Raw genomic sequence first — 22,840 nt, 5'->3', positions numbered from 1 at the left:
ACCACTCGACTCCCTCAGGCGCCGTCGACGTCCTCGAACTCGAACCGAGCGCCACCGTCATCTTTCTCCACGACGTCCACCGTCCAGCCGTGCGCGGACGCCACCTCTCGCACCACCCAGAGGCCGATACCGAGGCCTTCGTCGCTCGTCGTGAACTCCGAGTCGAACGCGTGCTCGCGGATCTCCGCGGGCATCCCCGGGCCGTCGTCGGCGACGTAGAACCCCGTTCGTGGCGGCGAGTCGTCGCCGGCGAACTCGAACTCGCTCGCGTGGTCGTCCGCGAGCGGGCCGACGGTCACCGCGACGTCACGGCCGCCGTGCTCGATGGCGTTCCGGAACAGGTTCTCGAACGACCGCAGGAGCCGCGACCGGTCGGCGGCGAACCGGAGGTCGCCAGCCACGTCGAGGGTCGCCGACTCCGTCTCGACGTTCGACCACGCCTCGCGTGCCAACCCGACGAGTTCGACGGGTTCGGTCTCCGTGACCGTCTGGCCCTGGCGAGCGAGCGCGAGCACGTCCCCGATGATGTCCTCCATGCGTTCGAGGCCGTCCTTCACGTGCCCGAGGTAGTTCGCGACGGACTCGTCGCTCTCCTCTCTCGCGAGGTCGAGGTAGCCCTGGGAGACCCCGAGCGGGTTCCGGAGGTCGTGACTGACGATGCTCGCGAACGCCTCCAGGCGCTCGTTCTGGCGCTCCAGTTCCTCCTCGCGTCGTTTCCGTTCTGTGATGTCGCGGACGACACCGACCGTGCCACGGAACTCGTCGTCGTACGGCAGGAGCGCGATCTGTACCTCGCCAGGGTACGGGTCGCCGGCCTTTGGGCGGACCTGGACCTCCTTGGTCTCTGCCGTCATCTGGTTCCGTTCGTACATCTCGCGGACGAGCTGCCGGCCGGCGTCGACCGCGTCGTCCTCGAGGATGATGGAGATGTGCTCGCCGAGCAACCCCTCCCGGGAGTACCCCGTCATCTCCATGAGGCCGTTGTTCACCGTCATGAAGTGCCCGTCGGAATCCAGCGCGTACATGCCGTCGCCGACGGTCTCCACGAGGCGCTCGTAGCGCTTCAGGACGCGTTCCTGCTGGTCGATACGACCACGGATCGCCATCGTATCCAGCGCGTACGAGACCGTTCGCGATATCTCCTCGACGCCCGACACCTCCATGTCGCTGAACCCGTCGGGGTCCTTCGAGTACACGCCGAGGATGCCGTAGAGTTCGTCCTCGACGTACAGCGGTGCGACGAGCGCGCTCCGACAGCCGCGGTCGCTCGCCGCTCGCCGCCACGGCACCGCTATCTCGTGGTCGTCGACGTCCTGCACGACCTGGACCTCGCGCGTCCTGAGTGCCCGGTCGACGACGCCACCGGTGCCGACGGGGAACGTCGTACTAACCGGCCAGTCGTCGATGCCCGCGGACACCCACGGGACGACCTGGCCTTCGCCGCGGTCGTACTCGCCGATGAACGAGAACGCGTACCGGCCGCCGAGCGTCAGCTGGTCGCAGACCGCGGACTCGATGTCCATCGGGGATTCCGCGTCGACGAGCGCGCGCTTGACGTCGCGGACGACGTCCTCGGGTCGGTTCCCGCCGGGTGGTGCGGCGTCGCCACCGCCTGGCGTCCGGACCACCGAGTTCGCGACCCAGCCCGCGAACGCGTCGTCGCTCCCGGGGTCGCCGACGCCGTCGAGGTACTCGACGACCTCCATGATGGCGGCGCCGTCCCCGCGGTCGGTCGCGTACTCGACGACGACGAGCAACGTCAGCTCGGGGTGGCGTTCCCGCGCCGCTTGCAGTATCGCCGGTGCGGCCTCGACGGTCGCGAGGTCGCTGACGACGCAATCGGGGTCGCCGGCGGCGAGCTGTTCGATGATGCCCTCGAAGCCGGCGGCGGTCTCGACGTCGACGTTCGGGTACGACCACTCGAGTGGGGCGGCGAGCCGGTCCCGGAGCTGCGCGTCGTTGCTGATGACGAGGACCGAGTTCGTCGAACTCATCTGGTCAACTCCCTGCCGGGGCTGTCGTGCGACGATGACCCACGCTACCTACCTCCACCCTTGACCATTCCGGGTAATAATGCTTGCCGTCGCGCCCGGATCGCCGACGGCGACTTCGGAGTGCCTACGCGGTCAGGTCCCGGGTCGCTGCCCGTAGACGAGGTTCCGCTGGACCTCGCTCGCGCCCTCGTAGATCACGGGGATGCGGACGTCGCGGTACACCCGAGAGATGCGGCGGTCCGTGAGGACGGACCGGCCGCCGTGGAACTGCATGCCCTGTTCGGCGCAGTCGACCGCCGTCTCGGTCGCCTTCGTCTTCGCCATCGCCGCCCAGTACCCCGAGTCCTCGTGGTTCGCGACCTTGTCCGCGGCCCGCCACGTGAGCGCTCGCGCACTCTCGAACTCGATGAGCATGTCAGCGAGCCCGTGCTGGACTGCCTGGAACTCGGAGACGGGTCGGCCGAACTGTTCGCGTTCGTGCGTGAAGTCCCACGCCTCCTCGATGGCGGCGGCGGCGAGCCCGAGGCCGTGCCCGGCGACGACGACCCGACCCATGTTGAAGAACTCCGCGAGCATCAGGAACCCGTTCCCCTCGAACCCGATGACGTTCTCCTCGGGGATGCGTGCGTCGTCGAACGTTATGTGCGCCTGCTTCGACGCCCGGAACCCCATCTTCTCGGGGATGTGCTCGGCCTCGTACCCGTCGATGTCGGTGGGGACGATGAAAAGCGAGTGGTTCCCGTACCGGTTGTCGGAGTCGTCCGTGCGTGCGTACACCGTCAGCCAGTCGGCTTCGACGCCGTTCCCGACCCAGTACTTCTCGCCGTTGAGCACGTACTCGTCGCCGTCCTTCTCGGCGAACGTCGCGATGCTGGAGAGGTCGCTCCCGACTTCCGGCTCGGAGACGGCGAGCCCCGAGATCTGGTCGCCCTCGGCGACCGGTCGCAGGTACTCCTCCTTCTGTTCCTCGTTCCCGTGGTCGTAGAGGATCTCGCACCCGAAGCTCGCGAGCTGGAGCGTGAGTGCGATTCCGGCGTCGGCACGATAGAACTCCTCTGTCATCGCGAGCAACTCGTGGAGCGAGAGCCCGCGTCCACCGTACTCCTCGGGGATGTCCTGGGCGACCAGGTTCGCTTCCTGGCCGGCCTCGAGTATCTCGTGGGGATAGTCGCCCGTTCGATAGTACTCCTCGGCGTTCGGCGCGATGTGCTCGGCTGCGAACTCGCGGGCCTCCTGCTTGATGTCGCGCGCTTCCTCGGGGACGACGCTGTCGTCTAGGAGTTCCATACCTCGGCTTCGGGCCTCGGATACTAATACGGTCGGGCTGGGCGAGCCCGTCCGCGGCGCGATCCGGGGTCTCGACCCGTCGCCGTCGTCGATACCGGTCGTCGACGTTCGCGGACCGGGCGCGCCGTTCACCCGTAGGTCATCGCGTACGGGTCGCCGTCGTAGGTGAACGTGAGACCGCTGCTGTTCGGGTCGATCCACGCGACGGTCTGGCCGATGTCGGCTGGCTCGGTATGGTAGACGACGGCGTCGACGTCGCTCGGGGCGTCGCGGAGTGCGACGATGGCGTCCCGGAGGGCGTCGCGCTGGAGGACCTGCTCGGTGATGAGTGGTACTGCGTCCGCGTGGTCGTCCGCCGCGAGTCGTTCCAGGCGGAGGGTACCGACGGCGCTCTCGTCGGGCGTGGTGTGGAGGTGGCGGACGCCGTCGCGGTCGGTCGCGTGGTCGACGGCGCCGGTGCCGTCGACGCGTGGCGGGTTCCCGACGAGCGTGACGAGCGCGGCCGTGGGACGGGTCGAGCCGCTGCCGGGTCCAGGGACCGAGAGCGTCCCGGGGTACGCGACCGCGTACCGGCCCTGGCCGAGTCCGCCGACGGCGCGCCGGTCGTCGTCGCTGGGCGCGTCAGCGTCCGTGTGCAGGGAGAGCGCGAGCGTCGACGTCGTTCCGGGGTAGATGGACCGCGCTGCTGGGTCGTCGGCACGCCCGGTGAGCGGCGCGATGGGGTGCCAGCGGTCGTCCACGAGCTTGTACAGCGCCCACACCGACTCGTCGACGACGATGCGACGGTACGACTGATTGCGGAGCGTGAAGCGAGCGGTCGTCGACGGCAGCCCGAACTGCTCGCTCCGCGGCCGCAGGAAGCGGTCCGCGTCGGCGTCGTGGTACCAGCGCGTGCCCGCGAACCCCGGGAGCGAGGGGACGTCGACGTCGGCGTACGCGGAATCGCCGGGCGGTTCGCGGACGAACGAGCAGACCGAGAACCGCCAGCCAGCGTCCGCTTCGAACAGGTACGTGCCGGGTTGGAGGCAGCGGTCGGTCGCCCACGGCGTGACGAGGTAGTACTCGCGAGCGAACGACTCCCCCGGCGACATCGTTCGCGTCCCGGTGGTCCCGTCCTCGGGCCCGACCGGGAGCTTCGGCCGCCAGCATCCCTGGTCGCGGCGGACGAGCGCGTCGAACGCGACGCCTGCGCGACGCGGGACGAGGAACATCGGGCGCGACGACCCGTCGTCGGCCTCGTGGACGCCACGGTACGCACTCAGCGGTGGTGTCGCACCAGCCGGGAGCTCGACTGGCGAGTCGGCGCTCTCCAGGACCTGCACGCGGACGTACAGCGTCGCGGGCTCGTCGGTCGTCGGCTCGCTCGTGAAGCCGAGCGTGACCGCCACGTCGTCCGGGACCGCCGTCGGGACGGTGGCGGCGACGTGGAGGGACTGCGGGCCCGGGACGGCGACCCCGCGGCGGACCTCGCCGGACGGCCGCTCGAACGCCATCGTCGTCGTCGGCTCGGTCGTGGTCTCGGACACGGCGAACGTCTCACGCGGGCGCTCGCTGTCGTCGAACATCGAGCACCCCGCGGTCGCGGACGCCGAAGCGGTGAGGGCTGCGAGGAGGGCACGGCGGCGCATAGCTCCACGTTCACGGGCGAACGAAAAAAGAACCGCGGGTCGCACGCTATCGAGTCGTCAACCGACCCACTTCAGTCGTCTTCGGGTGCGGCCTCGTCCGGGACCTTCCCCTCGACGAGGCTCTCGTCGGCGTACTCCTCGCGGAGCACCTTCTTGTCGAACTTCCCGGTCGCCGTCTTCGGGACCTCCTCGATGAAGAGGACGTCGTCGGGCACCCACCACTTCGGGTACTCCGACTCGATCGTCGCGAGCACCTCCTCCTTCAGCGCGTCCGCGTCCGCGCCCTCCGACGGCACGACGAACGCGACCGGTCGCTCCTGCCAGCGCTCGTGAGGCACGCCGATGACGGTCGCTTCCGCGACGCCGTCGACCGCCATCAGCGCGTTCTCCAACTCCACGCTCGAGATCCACTCGCCGCCGGACTTGATGACGTCCTTCGCGCGGTCCACGATCTTCACGTACCCGTCCTCGTCGACCGTGACGACGTCACCGGTCTTCAGCCAGCCGTCCTCGAAGTCCTCCTCGTTCGCGTCCGGGCGCTCGAAGTACTCCTGGGTCACCCACGGGCCCTTCACCCAGAGCTCGCCGAAGTCCTCGCCGTTCCAGGGGAGCTCCTCGCCGCCGTCGCCGATGATCTTCATCTCGAGACCGGGGACGATGAGGCCCTGCTTCGCGCGCTTCGCGTACCGCTCGTCGTCGCTCAACTCGTCCATCCCGGGCTTGAGGTGGCTGGCGGTGCCGAGCGGACTCATCTCCGTCATCCCCCACGCGTGCAGGACGGTGACGTCGAACTGCTTGTCGTACGTCTCGATGAGGGACTCGGGCGCGGCGCTGCCGCCGATGACGATGCGGTCGAGCGACGACAGGTCCACCTCGTTGTCCTTCGCGTACTCGAGGACGCCGAGCCAGACCGTCGGCACGCCCGCGGTGACCGTCACGCCCTCCTCCTCGATGAGGCGAGCGACGTCCGCCGGCTCCGGACTCGGGCCGGGATAGACGTGCTTCGCGCCCGCTGCGGTGCACGTGAACGGCAGCCCCCACGCGTTCACGTGGAACATCGGCACGAGGGGCATGACGACGTCGTCCGCGCCCAGGTCGAGCCCGGACTGCGGGAGCGTCGCCATCGTGTGCCCCCACAGCATCTCCTGGGTGTACTCCACGCCCTTGGGCTTCCCAGTCGTCCCGCTCGTGTAACACATCCCCGCGGGCTGGTCGCCCGGGAGGTCCGGCCAGTCGTACTCGGTATCGTGGCCCTCGAGGAAGTCCTCGTAGCTCGTCACCGGCGAAAGCGACGTGTCCGGGACCTCGCTGCTCGTGACGACGAACTGCTTCACGCCGTCGAACGCGTCGTCGTCCGCCGCCCCCTCCAGCTTCTCGACGAGCGACGGGCTGACGAACAGTATCTGGTCGTCGGCGTTCTCGACGATGTACTGGATGTGGTGGTCGGGCAGCAGCGGATTGATGGTGTGCAGTTGCGCGCCCATGCTCGGCACGCCGAAGTACGTCTCGAAGTGCCAGTGGTCGTTCCAGCAGAACGTCGCGACGCGGTCGCCGTGCTCGATGCCGGCGTCGTCGAGCGCGTGCGCGAGCTGTGCGACGCGGTCGGCGTACTCGGCGTACCCGTAGCGTTTCTGTCCTTCGAGCGTCCGAGAGACGATCTCTCGGTCGGCGAAGAGTCGTTCGGCGCGCCACAGGAACGGTCGAAGGGTCTGTGATGAACCTCCTGGCATGGCATGCACTCGACCCGGCAGTGGCTTGTGCTTTGCCCACAACCATCTCGGTTGCCGGGACTCGACCGAACCGTCGCCACCCGACGCGCTCGGCGCGTCGCGCTACTCGCAGGGGTCCGGGTCCAGCGTGGCGTCGTCGTCGGTTATCGTGACGTTCGCGGACGGCGTGGCGTCGCCGCAGTCGACGAGCCCGACCGCGAGGTAGGTGCGGCCGTCCGGGTCGCCGTCGTGGACGACGTAGACGAACCGCGATCCCGTCTGGCTCGCGTCCGCGCTCGCGGTCCCGTTCGGGAATACGGGGACGGCCTCGCGGGACGTGTTCGCTGGCACGCGGACCGTGGTTACGTTCGCGAGCGAGCCGACGTCCTCGGGCTGGGTCGACGTCGTCGTCCCGTCGGCGCGTTCGACCTCGACGGTCGCGTCGGGACCGACCTGGTAGAGTTCGACCACGGCGGTTCCCTCTCGCTCGTTCGTGATGGAGACCGTCTTCGCCGGTTCACCACCGAGGACAGCGAAGCCCCCGGCAGCGACGAGGAGGGCGATGAGGACCGCCGCGAGGACTCGGTTCCGGTTCACGGTCGCCCTCGTCACCTCGCCGGGGTAAGCTTTGGGTACGCCCGGCCACGATCCATACCTCGGCGGTCCGCGACGCCGCGTTCGGCGGCGAGGTCGCGGGCGAACGCGAGCGATTCCGTCGAGAGGTCGACGCCATCCCACCCTCAGTTCAGAGCGACGTCCACGTCGGCCTCCGCCTGGAAGTGCTCGGCGGTCGCCTCCCACCGCTCGCGGACGTCCTCGATCATAGCCGCGGACCCTGGCGCCGCGGCAAGTGCCCTGCCCCGGCGCGCGAACGGGTCGCAGTCGAGCGTGCCGCGGCAGTAACCCATTTCCGCGTCGCCGCCGCCACGTCGACCATGTACCTGCCCGACCACGCGTGGCCCGACCTCGGCGAGTACTTCCAGCGGGAGTCGCTCGCGCTCGTCCCCGTCGGCTCCACGGAACAGCACGGCCCGCACCTCCCCGAGTCGACCGACCACGTCATCGCCGAGAACCTCGCTCGCGAGGCCGCCGACCGCGGCGACTACCTCTGCACCGCCCCCGTCAAGGTCGGCGTCAGCACGCACCACATGCAGTTCCACGGGACGATGAGCGTCGACCCGCCCGCGTTCCGCGACTACGTGGAGAGCCTCACGCGGAACCTCACGAAGCACGGCATCGACCGCGTCGTGTACGTGAACGCCCACGGCGGGAACATGCAGCACCTCCGCGAGGTCGGCCGCAGGCTCCGCGAGGACCGCGACGCGTACGCCGTCGAGTGGATGTGGGACGAGTCCATCCCGGACCTCGTCGACGACCTCTTCGAGCACAACGGCCCACATGGCGGCCCGAAGGAGACGGCGATGCTCATGCACCTCGACCCGGAGAACGTCCACACCGACCGCCTCGAGGACGCACGCGACGGCGGCCGCGTCCACCTCGAAGACGGCGACCCGACGGTGCACGGGGCGCGGAACTACTACGACGCCATCGACAACTCCCCGAACGGCGTGTTCGGCGACCAGACCGACGCCACCGCCGAGAAGGGCGAGGAACTGTTCGAGGCCGCGACCGAGGAACTCGTCGCCCTCTGCGACTGGCTCGACGACCGCGCGTTCGACGACCTCATGGCGAAACCCCACGTCGACTGACTCCCCGAGCCGGTCGCTCCTCGACCCGGGAGACGAGGGTCTGCGGCGACCGCGTCGCCAGCCTCGTGTTTCGAAACGAATATGCCGCCACTCTGGCAGTATTTACCTATGGACGAACGCCTCCACGAGCACGCCGAGATCATCGTCGACCACTGTACGCGCGTCGAACCCGGGGACAACGTCCTCGTTCAGGCGCCGACGGAAGCCGAGGACCTCGGCGTCGCCGTCATGGAGAAGCTCGGGGATATCGGGGCGACCGCGACCCTGAACCTCGGGTCGAGCCGCGCGAGTCGCGCGTACCAGCTCGCGATGGACGACGACGACTGGGAGACCCCCGAGCACGTCCTCGCGATGGCCGAGAAGACGGACGTCTCCATCTCCATCCGCGCGGACTCGAACACGTTCGAGTCCAGCGACGTGCCGCCGGAGACGAACCAGGCGCGCCAGCAGGAGATGCGGCCGTTGATGGACGAGATGATGGACAAGCGCTGGCTGCTCACGCAGTATCCGGCGCCGGGGAACGCGCAGGACGCGGAGATGAGCACGGAGGCGTACGCTGACTTCGTGTTCGACGCCGTGAACAAGGACTGGGACGAGCAGGAGGCGTTCCAGGCGAACATGGTCGAGATCCTCGACGACGCGGACGAGGTCCGCATCGTCTCCGGCGACACGACCGACGTCACGATGTCGGTCGGTGGGAATCCGACGAAGAACGACTGGGCGGAGCACAACCTCCCCGGTGGCGAGGTCTTCACGGCACCACGGCCAGAGAGCGTCGAGGGCGAGGTCCTGTTCGATATGCCCGTGATGGTGCAGAGTCGCGAGATCACGAACGTCCGGCTCGTGTTCGAGGGAGGCGAGGTCGTCGAGCACTCCGCGGACAAGAACGAGGAGGTCCTCACGAGCGTCCTGAACACGGACGAGGGCGCGAAGCGCCTCGGCGAGCTCGGTATCGGGATGAACCGCGACATCGACCGGTTCACGTACAACATGCTGTTCGACGAGAAGATGGGCGACACCGTCCACATGGCCATCGGGCGTGCGTACGACGACACGGTCGGCGAGGACAACGAGGTCAATCAGTCCGCGGTCCACCAGGACATGATCGTCGACATGAGCGAGGATTCGCGCATCGAGGTCGACGGTGAGGTCGTCCAGCGCAACGGCACGTTCAAGTTCGAGGACGGGTTCGAGGAGGAGGCCTGAGAAGCGGGCTTGCGCTGGCGGTTTTTCATCGACGTTTTGCGCGGCCCGAGCGCGGCGAGGGCCGCGACAAAAGGTCGTACTGGCACGTTCAAGTTCGAGGACGGGTTCGAGGAGGAGGCCTGAGAAGCGGGCTTGCGCTGGCGGTTTTTCGTCGACGTTTTGCGCTGCTCGAGCGTGGCGGGTGGCGTTCGCGTGGTCGTATTGTGAGGACTATTCGCAGGGTGGCGTGATTGTGCGGGTCGTTCCCGAACAGACGAGAATATATAAAATTTCAGAAACTTATAGGTGGGTTGGTCGCAGGTACCTACCTGATGGGTTCGATACTACGACGACTGCTTCCCCGGCGTCTCCGGAGGAACTACGCGACGAAGTTCTTCCTGGGCCTACTGCTGGTGACAGTCGTCGCCGGTGGAGTCGGTGGGTTCGTCTACGTCGACGCAGGTGAACAACTGGAGAAAGAGACGGAGAACGAGTTGACGACCACTGCGACGCTCCAGCGCGACCAGATCGACGAGTGGTATCGTAGCTCCACGAGGAACATGCAGCGGCTACGAGTGAGCGTCGGCACGATGCAGGGCCAGCCCGAGTTCTCGGGCGAAGCGATAGAGAACGCGCTCTCTGCGTCGGTGGAGCGACGAGACCACGTCGTCGCCGCGTACTACCTCGACGCGAGTGATGGACAGCTAGAGATCGTCACCGGCGATCAACGGTTCATCGAGCTGGGCGACGGTCGAAAGACCCTCCGGGAACCGATACGAGAGCGGCTGGTACGCTCGCTGAACGAGAGCGGGAGTGCAGTTGGCACCACCCAACCGTTCCAGATCGGTGGCGACGACGCGCCGTACGTTGGCTTCGCGACGACCGTAGACGGACAACGGAACGAGACGGTCTTCCTCGTCGCCGACGTCCAGTCCGTCGGCGAGGACTACCTGCTGGAACAAGCATCGGGTGAAGCCTTCCTCACGGACGGCGACGGTCGCCTCCTGGCGTCGACGGAGGAGAACTACACCCCGATGGAGATGGCGAACACGAAGGGATTCGACCCGAGTGACGGAGCCAAGCGCAACGGCGACACCGGGTTCACGTCCAGGACAGCGGTCGACGGGCGATCGGTCGCGGTCGGCTCGGCGGTCGGCGAGAGCGCGCCGTGGGTCGTCGCGACGCGCGTCCCGACGAGCGACGCGTACGCGCTCCAGCACGCCATCTCGAACCAGATGCTCGTGCTCGTCGCGCTCGTGGTCGCGAGCCTGGGCGTCCTCGGGATGACGCTCGGCCGGAACACCGTCGGGTCGGTGCGCGAACTCTCCGACGCCGCGAACCGCCTCCAGGACGGCGACCTCGAGGCCGAGGTGCCGACCGACCGGACGGACGAGATCGGCGACCTCGGGCGAGCGTTCGACGAGATGCGGTCGTCGCTCCGGGAGCGCATCCGCGAGGTCGAGCAGGCGCGGACGAACGCGGAGGCGGCGCGCCAGGAGGCGGAGGCGATGCGTCGCCACCTGGAACGGAAGGCCGACGCGTACGAGGCGACGATGACCGAGGTCGCGGACGGTGACCTGACAGCGCGCCTCGACCCGGACAGTCGCTCGGACGCGATGACGTCGGTCGCGGATGCGACGAACCGGATGCTGACGGCGATCGAGGACACGGTCGCGGACGCGAAGTCGTTCGCCGCGGCCGTGGAGGCCGCGAGCGACAGCGCGGCGGCGTCGACGGGCGAGGTCAAGCGGGCGAGCGCGCAGGTAACGGAGTCCGTGCAGGAGATCTCGGTCGGCGCGGAGCGCCAGCACGACAACCTCCAGTCGGTGAACGTCGAGATGGAGGAGCTGTCGACGACCACCGAGCAGATCGCAGCGACGACGAACGACGTCGCGGAGCGCGCGGAGCGAGCCGCCGAAGCCGGTCGCGAGGGGCAGGCGGCGGCGTCGGACGCTATCGCGGGGATGGAAGACGTCGAGGCCGAGTCCGCGGAGGCGGTCGAAGCGATCGAGACGCTGGAGGCGGAGATGGCCGCGATCGACGAGCTCGTCGAGTTCATCGCGGACGTCGCGAACCAGACGAACATGCTGGCGTTGAACGCGAACATCGAGGCGTCCCGGGGCGCGAGCGGCGACGGCGATGGCAAGGGGTTCGCGGTCGTCGCCCAGGAGGTCAAGGACCTGGCGCAGGACACGCAGGACGCGGCGGCGGACGTCGAGGAGCGATTGGAGCGCATCCGCGCGGAGACCGACGGGACTGCGGCGGCGGTCCGCGCGACCAAGGAGCAGGTCGCGGCGAACGCGGAGGACGTCCGCGAGGCCGCGCGAGCGCTCTCGACGATCGCGCAGCAGGTCGAGCGGACGAACGAGGGCGTCCAGGAGATATCGGCAGCGACCGAGGAGCAGGCGGCGAGCACCGAGGAGGTCGTCGCGATGGTCGCGGACGCGACGACCATCAGCGAGGAGACGAGCGCGGAGGCGGAGACGGTCGCGGCCGCCGCCGAGGAGCAGACCGCGAACCTCTCGGACGTCTCGGGGCGCGTCGAGCACCTCGCGTCGCAGGCTCGCACGCTGTCCGAGCATCTCGCCGCGTTCGAGGTCGCGGACGAGGAGGTCGACGTCGACGCGGCGTCGGTGCCGTTCCAGTTCGACGAGTCCTCCGTGAAGTGACTGCCACGCCCGTCGTCTGGTCGTGGACCGTGGGTCCTCGAGGGGGGTTCGGTCGGGGTGCGCGCGAGCGCGTCGCCGGCGACTCGCGGGCCGTCGGTGCACCCGCCGATTCGTGCAACACGTATGGGGGCTGATTCAAACTCGCGGAGCGTAAAATACGCGCACGAAAACAGGATTCTACATAGCTACGGACGCTAGTATGTTTGGTTAGGCGACACACCCGAGCAGGGAATCCGCTATATATATTAACGAGTGTTCATTTTGCGCGGCCGATGGGATTGATGGGGCGAATCTTGCCGGACGCGGTCACGGACAGTCTCCGAACGAAGTTCCTCGTCGCCGGGGTGGTGGTCGTCCTCGTACTGGGCGGGATCGGTGGCGCGGTCTACGGCGCGGTGAGTCAGAACATGAGCGAGGACGTTCGCACCGAGTACGTCGAGGACGCGACCGTCCAGAGCCAGCACCTGGAATCCACGATCGATGGGCTGGAACGCCGTGCGACGACGCTCACGCGGATGCGGCCCGTGCAGAACGACGTCACGGGCGATTCGGCGGTGCTCTTGCGGAACGCCGAGGAGCCGTCGTACGTGGCCGCGGCACTCTACGTCAACCGGACGAGCGGGGACACGCTCGCTCGCGCCGGCATCGACTGGGGACTGTTCAAGCCGAACAGCACCGACCTGACCGCTGAACACGTCGAGCGCGTGAACGCGACGCAGGCCGAGGAGGTCGGCGCAGTCGGCGTCTCCGACCCGGTCGTCATGCGGTACCAGAACCGGCCCGTGGTGTTCGTGTCGACGCCCGTCGAAGACCACCCGCATCGCTCCATCGTGCTCGTCGTCGAACTCGCCGAGCTCTCCCGGAGCGTCCTCCCGGCGACCAGCGACGGGTCCTACGCCGTCGTCGACGGCGAAGGGACGACCGTGCTCTCCCAGCGCGAGTCCGAGATCATGGCGTCGGACCAGCTCGTGAACGCCGGGCTCGACCTCTCCTCGTCCTTCGACCGTCTGGAGAACGCGAGCGACGTCTCGACGGTCGTCGGCGTGTCGAGCGTCGACGGCACCGACTGGTACGTGACGCGACGGACGACCGCCCAGCACGCGTTCGCCGTGCAGTCGTTCGTCGAACTCGGCGTCGCGGGGATGCTCGGCGCGCTCGCGCTCGTGCTCGCCGTCGTCGGCATGACGCTCGTCCGCGGCACCGTCTCCGGCATCTCGTCGCTCTCGGAGGACGCACGACGCCTCCGCGAGGGCGACCTGCACACGGCCGTCGAGGTCGAACGCCGCGACGAACTCGGCGAACTCGGCGACGCGTTCGACGAGATGCGCGTGTCTCTCGGCGACCAGATAGCGGAAGCGCGGGCGGCGCGCGAGGAGGCCGAGGAACGTCGGCGTGCGGCGGACGCGTTCAGCGACCACCTCAAGGAGCGCGCGGAGGCCTACAGCGACGCGATGGACGCCTGCGCGGACGGCGACCTCACGCAGCGCCTCGAGGGCTCCGAGGAGAGCGAGGCGATGACCGCGGTCGCGACGTCGTTCAACGAGATGCTCGACGACCTGGAGGAGACCGTGCGCGCGGCGCGCGAGTTCGCCGCGGCGGTCGAGGACGAGTCCGGGAGCGTCGCGACGTCGACGGACGAGGTCCGGAAGGCGAGCGCGCAGGTGACCGAGTCCGTCCAGGAGATCTCGGTCGGGGCGGACGAGCAGCGCGAGAAGCTGGACGCGGTGAGCGCGGAGATGGAGAGTCTGGCGACGACGACCGAGGAGATCGCGGCGTCCGCGAACGAGGTCGCTGACACGGCCGCGCGGTCCGCGACGGTCGGCCGCGAGGGCCGGGAGGCGGCCGAGGACGCCATCGAGAGCATGGAGGAGATCGCTGGCGAGACCGCGGACGCGGTCGACGAGATCGACGCGCTGGAAGCGCAGATGCGCGAGGTCGACAAGCTCGTGGAGTTCATCAGCGACGTCGCGCACCAGACGAACATGCTGGCGTTGAACGCGAACATCGAGGCGTCCCGGGGTGCGAGCGGCGACGGCGACGGCGGCGGGTTCGCGGTGGTCGCCCAGGAGGTCAAGGACCTCGCTGCGGAGGCGAAGGACGCCGCGGAGGACATCGAGGGACGCCTGGAGCGCATCGACGAGCAGACCGCGAGCACGGCCGAGCAGGTCCGCGACGTGAACGAGCGCGTCGCGGCCAACGCGGAGGACGTCCGCGAGGCGGCGGCGGCCCTCGACGAGGTCGCCGAGCACGCGCAGGAGACGAACACGGGCGTCCAGGAGATATCGGCGGCGACGGAAGAGCAGGCGGCGAGCACCGAGGAGGTCGTCGCGATGACCGAGGGCGCGACCGAGATCGGGCATCGGACCGCGAGCGAGGCGGAGACGGTCGCCGCAGCGGCCGAGGAGCAGACCGCGAACCTCTCGGACGTCTCCAGCAGCGCCGACCGCCTGAGCGACCGCGCCTCGGACCTCTGGAACGCGCTCGAAGCGTTCGAGGTCCACGACGTGGACGAGTCGGTCGGCGGCGAGGACGAGCACGACGGCGGGGACGACGACGCGGACCCGTTCGAGTCGGCGACGCCGACGACCGACGGCGGCGTCGACGAGTGACGCGAACGCGACCCGGTATCGGTCAGTCGACGCGGTAGCTGACGGCGATGCCCTCCCCGAGTGGGAGGACGATGGTCTCGAAGGCGTCGTCGTCGCGGACCGCGTGGAGGTACTCCGCGATGCCCTTCGTGGCGTCGCTGGCGTCGTCGAGTGCGGCGTCGTCGGCGAAGTGCGCGAGGAGGTCGTCGAACGAGATGATGCCGGCACTCAGGGTGTTGTCGGCGACGACGACCCCGCCGGGCGCGACCTTGTCGCAGACCGCGTGGAACGCTTCGGCGTACCGCTCCTTCTGGTGGTCGACGAGCACGGCGTCGAACGGGCCGTCGTAGCGCTCGATGGCCTCCATCGCGTCGCCGTGCTCGTACCGCGCGATGGCGTCGAACCCGGCACGCGTCATGAACTCGCGAGCGTCGTCGAGTTCGTCCGCGTCGAACTCAGTCAGGACGACCTCGCCGTCGTCGGGGAGCGCTTGCGCCCACCAGTACGCGCTGTACCCGAACCCGCTCCCGAACTCGAACACGCGCTCCGCGTCGACCATCCGCGCGAGCATCCGGAGCGTCGCGCCGACCGCGGGGCCGACGTGCGGGAACCCCATCTCTGCGGCGTACGCGTCCATCTCCCGGGCGAGTTCGTCGGGCGCGGGCGCGGTCGCCTCCACGTACCGCTCGACGTCGTGGTAGTCCATGCGCGAGAGTGCGCCCACGGACACCGTAAGGGTTGCTCCGTCGCCCTCGGGGGTCGCGAGCGCGGATCGAACCGCGGAGGTCAGTCCGCGAGCGCGTCGCGGTCCATCCGGAACGCGTCGATGGGGAGGTCGGTGTCGCCGTCGACCGCGAGGTCCGCGAGCACCTCGCCGATGGCGCTCGCCATCTTGAACCCGTGCCCGGAGAAGCCCGCGGCGACGACCACGTTCTCGTGCTCGGGGTGCGTGTCGACGACGAAGTCCATGTCCGGCGAGTTCGTGAACAGGCACGTCTCCAAGCCCATCGTCGGCCCGTTCGCGCCCGGGAACTGCTCGCGGAGCGCGTCACGGAGCAGTTCCTCGTCCTCGCGCCGCGGCGCGGCGACGTCGTCCGGGTCGACCGCCTCGTGGAGGTGATGGTAGACGCCGAGCTTCACGCCCGGGCGGTCGTACCGCGGGAACCCGTAGTACTCGGTGCCCGCCTCGTTCGCCGTCAGGAACACCGGGAACGCATCGGGCGTGAACGCGTCCGGGTCCGCCGGCGGCTGGAACCACCCGAGCACCTGGCGTTCGGGGACGGCGACGCCGTCGAGCTCGTCGACGAGGTCGCCGGTCCACGCGCCCGCAGCGAGCACGAGTCGGTTCGCACGGTACGTGTCGCGGTCCGTCTCGACGACCACGCCGTCGTCGTCCGCTGCCCAGTCAGTCACCGTCTCGCGAGCGCGAACGGTGCCACCGGCGGCGTGGGCGCGCTCGACGTGCGCGCTCACCGCGCGCTCGCAGTCCAGGAACCCACCTTCGGGCTGGACGAGGACGTCGTAGTGCTCGGGCAACCCGTACCCCGGATAGCGGTCGTTCAGTTCCGCGCCCGTCAACTCCTCGTACGCGAGGTCGTGCGTCTCGCAGGCCTCCCGAGCGTTCGCGACGAGGTCCGCGTCCGGCGGACACGCGTTCACCGACCCAGTGACGTGCAGGAGGTCGCGGCCGGTCGCGGCCTCGAGGTCGCGCCAGTTCTCGTACGCACGCTCCAGGAGCGGCACGTAGTCCGGGTGCTCGTGGTACGCCTTCCTGATGATGCGCGTCGACCCGTGCGACGACCCCTTCGAGTGGGGGACGTCGAAGCGCTCGACGCCGACGACGTCGACACCTCGCTCGGCGAGGTGCGCGCACGCCGCACTCCCCATGCCGCCGACGCCGACGACGATGACGTCGTGAGACTCGACCATGACGGGAGTACTCCCACCGCGGCCTTCAACCTCCCGTCGACCGCGACCGTCGCCGTTCGAGCAACCGCGACCGTCGGCCCCGTCCGACGCGTCACCGGAAGCGGCCGACCGGGTAACTGATGCGGTCCGGGTGATCCTTGAACGCGGTCAGTATCGCCGCGTAGAGGTCGTTCTCCGCCGTCTGGATGTTCCGGGGGTCCACGAGCACGCGGACGTGTAGTTCCACCCACGACTCGGCCTGTTCGACGTTCACCGTCGGCCGGTCGTTGACGTCCAGGTCGACGGGCGTCTCCTCGAGGTGCTCGCGGTACTCCGCGATGCGCGCGGCCATCTCGTCGCCGCAGTAGTCGTCGGCGACCTCGCGAGCGAGGTCGCGGGCGAACGCGAGGTCGGTCTCGTAGGACACCTGTATCGTCGTCTCCGTCCACACGTACGGGAACGCCTCGTTCGTGTAGTTGTACACCTCCTCCTGGAGGACGACGCTGTTCGGGACCGTGACGCGTCGCCCGGACGGCTGATGGGATTCGACGAGGTCCCCGTGGACCTCCCAGAGCGTCGTCACGAGGAAGTCGATCTCGGCGACGTCCCCGCGGGCCTCGTCGATCCGGACGCGGTCCCCGACCTGGAACGGTCGCATCGTCATCACGTACACCCACCCGAGTAGCGAGAACATCGGCTGTTGGAGTGCGAACGTGATCGCGAACCCGACGACGCCGAGGCTGAACAGGACGCCCACCCACTGGTCGGTGACCGCGCCGGCGACGCCGACCGCGCCGACGAGCCCGAACCCGAGTCGGAGGAGGTTCCGGAGGTCGTGCTGGCGGCGGCGGTCAGCGCTCCAGCGAGCGACGACCCGGGACGCGAGCAGGTACCCGCCGTACGCCGCGAGCCCGACGGCGGCCGCGAGCAGCCCCTTGAGCACCCACACCTCGACCGTCGTCAGCTCGCGGCCGGCGGTCCACGTACTGCGGAGGACGTTCGTCGCGACGAACAGCCCGCCCGCGGCGAGCAAGGAACCGTACCCGACCGGTCGTTTCACGCCCGCATCCACACGACGCCCCCACTAATGCCTTCGGTCACGGCGGAGCCGTCGCCGTGGGGCTTTTTCATCCGGCCGCTCCTAGGTCGACGTATGCCGGAACTCACCGACGTCGTCGATGGTTTGCTGCATCCCGAGACGCAAGTGGACGAGCGCGGCGTCGACCTCACGGTCGCCGCCATCCACGAGGTCGCTTCGCCGGGGCGCGTGGACTTCGGCGGGGACGAGCTCGCGGAGGCGGACCTGGAGCCCTGCGAGTTGACGCGTCGGAACCCCGACGACGAGTACCAGTGGTGGCATCTCGACGCCGGCCAGTACGTCGTCCAGTACAACGAGTTCTTCGTCGGCGAGGACCCGATGCACCTCCAGGCGCGGAACAAGGTGCTCGCTCGCGGCGCGTCCCATCCGTCGCTCCGCGTCGACGACCACCTCCCGCTCGTCCCGCTGTCCGTCGGCGGCGAGGGCATCATGATCAAGGAGAACGCGCGAGTGTCGACGCTCCGTCCGCTCGTCCCGGGTCCGGCCGACGCGTAGTCCAGCGACCCGGTGACCAGTACCGCTCTCTCCCCTACCACTCGTCCTGTCGCGAACGCTCGGTAACGACGCGTTACCGAACGCTGTGGGCTTCGAACCCTGCTACCGCAACCAATCATGTTAATACCTAACACGACGTATATGTGACGTGAACAGATTCAACGAAGTGGGGGACGACCGCGCTGGAACGGCGAGTCGAGCGGTCCTCTGGACGACCTACGAGACCGACGGTCTCGTCCACGCAGTCGCCGACGTCCCGACCGACATCCCGAAGACGAACCTCGGAGTCGCCGCCAACGACACCGAGGCCACGGTCTTCGTCGGCAGCCCGCGCGGCCCACGCTGGACGGTGACGCTCCCCTCACTCGTCAACCCCACGCCGGTCACCGTCTCCTACAACAACGGCATCATCGAGGTGGTCTTCACGGAAGCCGCCACCGACCCTCTCGACGCCATCGACGAGTCCAGCATCGAGACCGCCTAAGCCGAGTCCAGCATCGAGACCGCCTAAGCCGAGTCCAGCATCGAGACCGCCTAAGCCGAGTCCAGCATCGAGACCGCCCAAGACGACTCCGTCCACGCTCGATCCTCCGGGTCCTATCCTATCTACGCTCGATCGTTCGCCGATTCGACGAGTTCACTGACCCGTTCCGGGTCGACGCGGTTCGTCGTCTCCGCTGCCTTCTTGAGCGCCGTGCCGACGATCACGCCGTCGGCGACGTCGAGCGTCGCCGCGACGGTCTCGTTCGTCACGCCACTCCCGACGAACAGCGGCGTCTCCGGCGCCACCGCGTCGAGCGTCTCCCGGACCGCCGCGAGCGTCTCGTCGTCCGTCGGCCGCCCGGTCCCCGACCCGGAGACGACGACGCCGTCGGCGAGCCCGCGCTCGACGACGTCCGCGACGCGCTCCGCGAGCGGCCGCCCACCGAGCGGTGCAGCGTGCTTCACGTCGACGTCGGCGAGGACCGCGACGTCCGCGTCCAGCCGCTCCCGGCGACGCATCGTCTCGAACGCCCGTCCCTCCAGGACGCCCTGGTCGGTGACGCTCGACCCGACGTGGACGTTCACGCGAACGAACTCGCCGCCCGCCGCCGCGGCCGCCGACAGCGCCGCGTCCGCGTCGTTCCGCAGGACGTTCACGCCCACTGGGATATCTACCGCCTCGACGACCGCGCGAGCGAGCACGCTCACGTCCGCCACCGTGTGCGTCGGCACCTCGTCCGGATAGAACGGCGCGTCACCGAAGTTCTCGACGAGCACCGCGTCCACGCCACCCGACTCGAGCGCTCGCGCGTCCGCTACCGCTCGCTCCCGGAGCGCCACCCGGTCCCCGTCGAACCCGGGCGCACCCGGGAGCGGCGGTAGATGCACCATCCCGACCACCGGCGACGTCGTCCCGAACCGCGACGCTAGCTCCATACCGAATCGGTCGAACCGCGCAGACAAAGACCGTTCCGACTCACCGGTTCCGACGGTTCACGTACCGGGAGGCGGCGAGGGTCGGCGATGCACTGAGCCGCGGTGCGTCGGTCCAGACGGGAGCGTCACCCGCCGACGCACCGACCCCCACGGGTGACCTGCTCGCCACGGCTGGCAGCGGCAGCGTCGCCGACCTCGCCACGCGTCGCGCCCACCACCACGCTCGTCGATACCGCCACGCCTCGCGCTCATCACGCCCGGACTCGCTGCGTCCGCCGGCAAGTCCCGCATCGTAGCGCGACCGTTTTCCGAACGCCACGACAATCCCGCGTCGATGAGTGACCTGTTCAGCGACCTCTCCATGCGCGACCGAACCGCGCGAAATCGCGTGATGGTCTCGCCGATGTGCCAGTACTCCTGTCCCGAGCAGGACGGGCTCGCGACCGAATGGCACCGCCAGCACCTGGAATCGCGCGCCGTCGGCGGTGCGGGTATCGTCATGACCGAAGCCACCGCCGTCCGCCCCGACGGCCGCATCAGCACGCACGACCTCGGGCTGTGGAGCGACGCGCACGTCGACGCGCTCGAACCGATAACCGAGTTCTGCGAGGAGTACGGCGCGCTCTCGGGCGTCCAGCTCGCCCACGCCGGCCACAAGGGGAGCAAGCGCCCGCCGTGGGACGATTCGGTCCCGGTCGGTCCGAACGGCGACGGCTGGGTGGCGCCGTCGCCGAGCGCCGACGCGTACCCCTGGCGCGAGGGCGACGACGAACGCAGCGACGACGCCGACGTCAAGCACGTGGAGACGATGTCGACGACGGACGTCGAAGCGCTCGTCGACGACTTCGTCGCGGCGGCCGAACGAGCCGACGACGCCGGGTTCGACGTCGTCGAGGTGCACGCTGCACACGGGTACCTGCTCCACGAGTTCCTGAGTCCGGTCACGAACCGTCGCGAGGACCGCTACGGTGGGAGCTTCGAGGCGCGAACGCGCGTCGTCCGCGAGGTCTGCACCGCGGTTCGCGACGCGTTCCCCGGCGAGAAGCCGGTGTTCGTGCGGTTCTCGGCGACGGACTGGCTCCCGGACCGCGACTCGTGGACCGTCGACGACTGCGCCGCGCTCGCAGCGGACCTCGCGACCGACGGCGTCGTCGACCTCGTCGACGTCTCCGCCGGTGGCCTGCATCCCGACCAGCAACTCCCGGACGCAGGTCCGAACTACCAGGTACCGTACGCCGAACGCGTCCGCGAGGCGGTCGACGGGAAGGCGCTCGTCGGCGCGGTCGGCGGTATCACGACCGCCGAACAGGCCGACGCGCTCGTCCGAAACGACCGTGCGGACCTCGCTATCGTCGGCCGACAGCACCTCCGCGACCCGTACTTCGCGGTGCACGCCGCCGAGACACTGGATCGAGAGGACGCCGTCGAGTGGCCGCGGCAGTACCGGCGGGCGGTCTGACGAGGCGGTCGACGACCACCCTATCAGACACGTGCGTTTTCTGTCATGCTGTTCGTCTGATTGGGACCGATAGCGACGTCAGCGTGCGTCAGACGCTACCGCTGGAAATGGTTGGTTGTCCGGGATGAGGGACAACTATTATTCGGTCGCCGTGTCAAGGAAGGGCATACGATGTCACTCTCCTCGCCAGGACTCACGCGGGTGTCCCAACGACAGATAGGGGCGACTGGCGAAACGTGCCTCGCCGAGGGGCTCTGCGTTCCCGCCGACGTCCTCACGCAGGCGCTCGCCGCTGTCGCGACGGTCCTGTTCGCCGCAGCCGTCCTCCTCGCGCTCTCCCGACTCCACGACGCGGTCGACGCGCTCGACGCGGAACGCGACCGAACGCAGAGCGAACGCGACGCGTTCGCCGCGTTCGTCGACGCCCTGAGCGGTATCGACAGCGAGAACCCGCGACTCACCGACGGCGGTCCGATGACGGCCACCGGGTCGCGCGTCGGCCGCCTCACGGACGTCGTCGACGCCTACCGGCAGACGGTCATGGACGTCCCGCACTACGACGACGAGTACGACGACTCGCTCGTCGAACACATGGCCGCCGAGTTCGGCGACGACGTGGCGCTCGCCGTCCAGAACGGTGCCATCCTCTCCCCACAGTTGAAACGGACGCTGCACGCGTCCGCACTGCAAGCCAAACAGCGCCGCGAGCGGCTGCTCGCCGCACTCGACGCGGAACAGGAGTCGGTGTCGTCGTGTACGCGAACGCTCGCCGACGTCGACGAGACGCTCTCGGACGTGGACCCGAACCCGGACCGACCGCGAGCGGACCTGATCGCGGACTGGCAAGCGATCCAGTCGACTCGCGACACGACCGTCTCGCTCCTGGAGTCGCGGCAGGCCGACATCCACGAGCAACGGCACGTCGTCGGACAAGCCGGCGGCCCGGCGACCCTCTACGAGTACGTGTACGGTGACCTGCCGTCGAGTTACCCGGTCCTCTCGCTCGGGACGAGTGCGGTCGAGGAGACGCGCTCGCTACGACGCCGGGTCTCGCGAGTCCTCGTCGAGCACTGACAGCAGAGAGAGCGGGGACGGCGGCCGGGGGTCAGTTCTCACTCCACTTTATCGAGCAGCCCTGCGAGGGCTGCCATTCCACGTCGACGTCCTCACCCGCGAGGACGGCGTCGATGGCTTCGCGGATCTGGAACCGCGACGGTTCGTCGTCGGGGTTGAGTGCGTCGTCGAGCCGGCCGTGGTACGCGAGCCGGAACGTCCCGTCGTCGTTCTCGAAGAGGAACGGGTCGGGCGTACAGACGGCGCCGTACGCGGACGCGACCGACTGGGATCCGTCGCGGAGGTACGCGTCGTACTGGACGCGGCCGTCCTCGACGTACTCGACCATCGCGTCGAAGGAGTCGTCGGGGTACTCCTCGGCGTCGTTCGGGTTGATGCCGACGACGGCGACGTCGTCGTACTCGGCGGCGAGCTCGTTCAGGAGGTCGAACTTCGCCTTCGCGTACGGGCAGTGGTTGCACGTGAACACGACGAGCAGCGCTTCGTTGTCGGCGAAGTCGTCGAGGCCGTGGGTCTCGCCGTCGGTGCCGCGGAGTTCGAAGTCCGGTGCGACGTCGCCTGCGCCGAGCGTCGAGTCTGACTCCTTCAGGACCATGACTGCTCGTACGTCGGCGTGA

General features: G+C 68.9%; 19 protein-coding genes. 8 read left to right on the top strand and 11 right to left on the bottom strand.

What is annotated here, in order from left to right; translation table 11 throughout:
- Positions 1-14: 14 nt before the first annotated feature.
- From LI336_RS02685 to LI336_RS02660, 6 genes are all read right to left on the bottom strand, one after another.
- Entirely contained in the window at positions 15-1,994 is a 1,980-nt protein-coding gene (locus LI336_RS02685) for a hybrid sensor histidine kinase/response regulator (RefSeq protein WP_227131076.1), read from the bottom strand.
- Between the two features lie 132 nt (positions 1,995-2,126).
- Positions 2,127-3,281 carry an acyl-CoA dehydrogenase family protein gene (locus LI336_RS02680; RefSeq protein WP_227131075.1) on the bottom strand — a complete coding sequence of 385 codons (1,155 nt, stop codon included), beginning with the start codon at positions 3,279-3,281 and terminating at the stop codon, positions 2,127-2,129.
- A gap of 128 nt (positions 3,282-3,409) precedes the next feature.
- Positions 3,410-4,909: a hypothetical protein gene (locus LI336_RS02675; RefSeq protein ID WP_227131073.1), complete on the bottom strand. Its 1,500-nt coding sequence runs from the start codon at positions 4,907-4,909 to the stop codon at positions 3,410-3,412.
- Positions 4,910-4,980: 71 nt separating this feature from the next.
- Entirely contained in the window at positions 4,981-6,639 is a 1,659-nt protein-coding gene (locus LI336_RS02670; RefSeq protein ID WP_227131072.1) for a long-chain fatty acid--CoA ligase, read from the bottom strand.
- A 102-nt stretch (positions 6,640-6,741) separates the two neighbouring features.
- Positions 6,742-7,215, bottom strand: a complete 474-nt coding sequence (locus LI336_RS02665) for a hypothetical protein (RefSeq protein WP_227131071.1) — start codon at positions 7,213-7,215, stop codon at positions 6,742-6,744.
- Between the two features lie 143 nt (positions 7,216-7,358).
- A complete protein-coding gene (locus LI336_RS02660) occupies positions 7,359-7,526 on the bottom strand; it encodes a hypothetical protein (RefSeq protein WP_227131070.1) in 168 nt (55 codons plus the stop codon).
- A gap of 27 nt (positions 7,527-7,553) precedes the next feature.
- On the opposite strand from LI336_RS02660, the gene LI336_RS02655 reads away from it, so the two are divergent.
- The 4 genes from LI336_RS02655 to LI336_RS02640 all read left to right on the top strand — a co-directional run bounded on the left by LI336_RS02655 (position 7,554) and on the right by LI336_RS02640 (position 14,790).
- Positions 7,554-8,327, top strand: a complete 774-nt coding sequence (locus LI336_RS02655; protein ID WP_227131069.1) for a creatininase family protein — start codon at positions 7,554-7,556, stop codon at positions 8,325-8,327.
- 108 nt (positions 8,328-8,435) lie between these two features.
- Entirely contained in the window at positions 8,436-9,533 is a 1,098-nt protein-coding gene (locus tag LI336_RS02650; protein WP_227131068.1) for an aminopeptidase, read from the top strand.
- A gap of 311 nt (positions 9,534-9,844) precedes the next feature.
- A complete protein-coding gene (locus LI336_RS02645) occupies positions 9,845-12,181 on the top strand; it encodes a methyl-accepting chemotaxis protein (protein WP_227131067.1) in 2,337 nt (778 codons plus the stop codon).
- A gap of 281 nt (positions 12,182-12,462) precedes the next feature.
- Entirely contained in the window at positions 12,463-14,790 is a 2,328-nt protein-coding gene (locus tag LI336_RS02640; protein ID WP_227131066.1) for a methyl-accepting chemotaxis protein, read from the top strand.
- Between the two features lie 22 nt (positions 14,791-14,812).
- Here LI336_RS02640 and LI336_RS02635 read toward each other — a convergent pair whose 3' ends face one another.
- The 3 genes from LI336_RS02635 to LI336_RS02625 all read right to left on the bottom strand — a co-directional run bounded on the left by LI336_RS02635 (position 14,813) and on the right by LI336_RS02625 (position 17,737).
- Positions 14,813-15,475: an O-methyltransferase gene (locus tag LI336_RS02635; RefSeq protein ID WP_227131065.1), complete on the bottom strand. Its 663-nt coding sequence runs from the start codon at positions 15,473-15,475 to the stop codon at positions 14,813-14,815.
- Positions 15,476-15,555: 80 nt separating this feature from the next.
- Entirely contained in the window at positions 15,556-16,698 is a 1,143-nt protein-coding gene (solA, locus tag LI336_RS02630; RefSeq protein WP_227131064.1) for an N-methyl-L-tryptophan oxidase, read from the bottom strand.
- A gap of 91 nt (positions 16,699-16,789) precedes the next feature.
- Positions 16,790-17,737, bottom strand: a complete 948-nt coding sequence (locus LI336_RS02625; RefSeq protein ID WP_227131063.1) for a mechanosensitive ion channel family protein — start codon at positions 17,735-17,737, stop codon at positions 16,790-16,792.
- A gap of 93 nt (positions 17,738-17,830) precedes the next feature.
- Between LI336_RS02625 and LI336_RS02620 the strand changes: the two genes are divergently transcribed.
- A complete protein-coding gene (locus LI336_RS02620) occupies positions 17,831-18,271 on the top strand; it encodes a dCTP deaminase/dUTPase family protein (RefSeq protein WP_227131062.1) in 441 nt (146 codons plus the stop codon).
- A 148-nt stretch (positions 18,272-18,419) separates the two neighbouring features.
- Positions 18,420-18,755, top strand: coding sequence for a hypothetical protein (locus tag LI336_RS02615; RefSeq protein ID WP_227131061.1), 336 nt, complete (start codon positions 18,420-18,422; stop codon positions 18,753-18,755).
- 122 nt (positions 18,756-18,877) lie between these two features.
- Here LI336_RS02615 and LI336_RS02610 read toward each other — a convergent pair whose 3' ends face one another.
- A complete protein-coding gene (locus tag LI336_RS02610; protein WP_227131060.1) occupies positions 18,878-19,690 on the bottom strand; it encodes a BtpA/SgcQ family protein in 813 nt (270 codons plus the stop codon).
- A gap of 334 nt (positions 19,691-20,024) precedes the next feature.
- Between LI336_RS02610 and LI336_RS02605 the strand changes: the two genes are divergently transcribed.
- Together LI336_RS02605 and LI336_RS02600 are read left to right on the top strand one after the other, a co-directional pair.
- Positions 20,025-21,149: an NADH:flavin oxidoreductase/NADH oxidase gene (locus LI336_RS02605; RefSeq protein WP_227131059.1), complete on the top strand. Its 1,125-nt coding sequence runs from the start codon at positions 20,025-20,027 to the stop codon at positions 21,147-21,149.
- Between the two features lie 171 nt (positions 21,150-21,320).
- Positions 21,321-22,223 (top strand): DUF7260 family protein, encoded by a 903-nt coding sequence (locus tag LI336_RS02600; RefSeq protein ID WP_227131058.1) that lies wholly within the window; start codon positions 21,321-21,323, stop codon positions 22,221-22,223.
- Positions 22,224-22,254: 31 nt separating this feature from the next.
- Here the strand turns inward: LI336_RS02600 and LI336_RS02595 are convergent, their stop codons facing one another.
- The gene (locus LI336_RS02595; RefSeq protein WP_227131057.1) at positions 22,255-22,818 is read right to left on the bottom strand and encodes a thioredoxin family protein; all 564 of its coding nucleotides are present in this window, start codon (positions 22,816-22,818) and stop codon (positions 22,255-22,257) included.
- Positions 22,819-22,840: the final 22 nt, after the last annotated feature.

This window comes from Halorubellus salinus, from assembly GCF_020567525.1.
GTDB classification, from domain to species: domain Archaea; phylum Halobacteriota; class Halobacteria; order Halobacteriales; family Natrialbaceae; genus Halorubellus; species Halorubellus salinus.
This window is presented reverse-complemented; position numbering and strand designations above follow the sequence as displayed.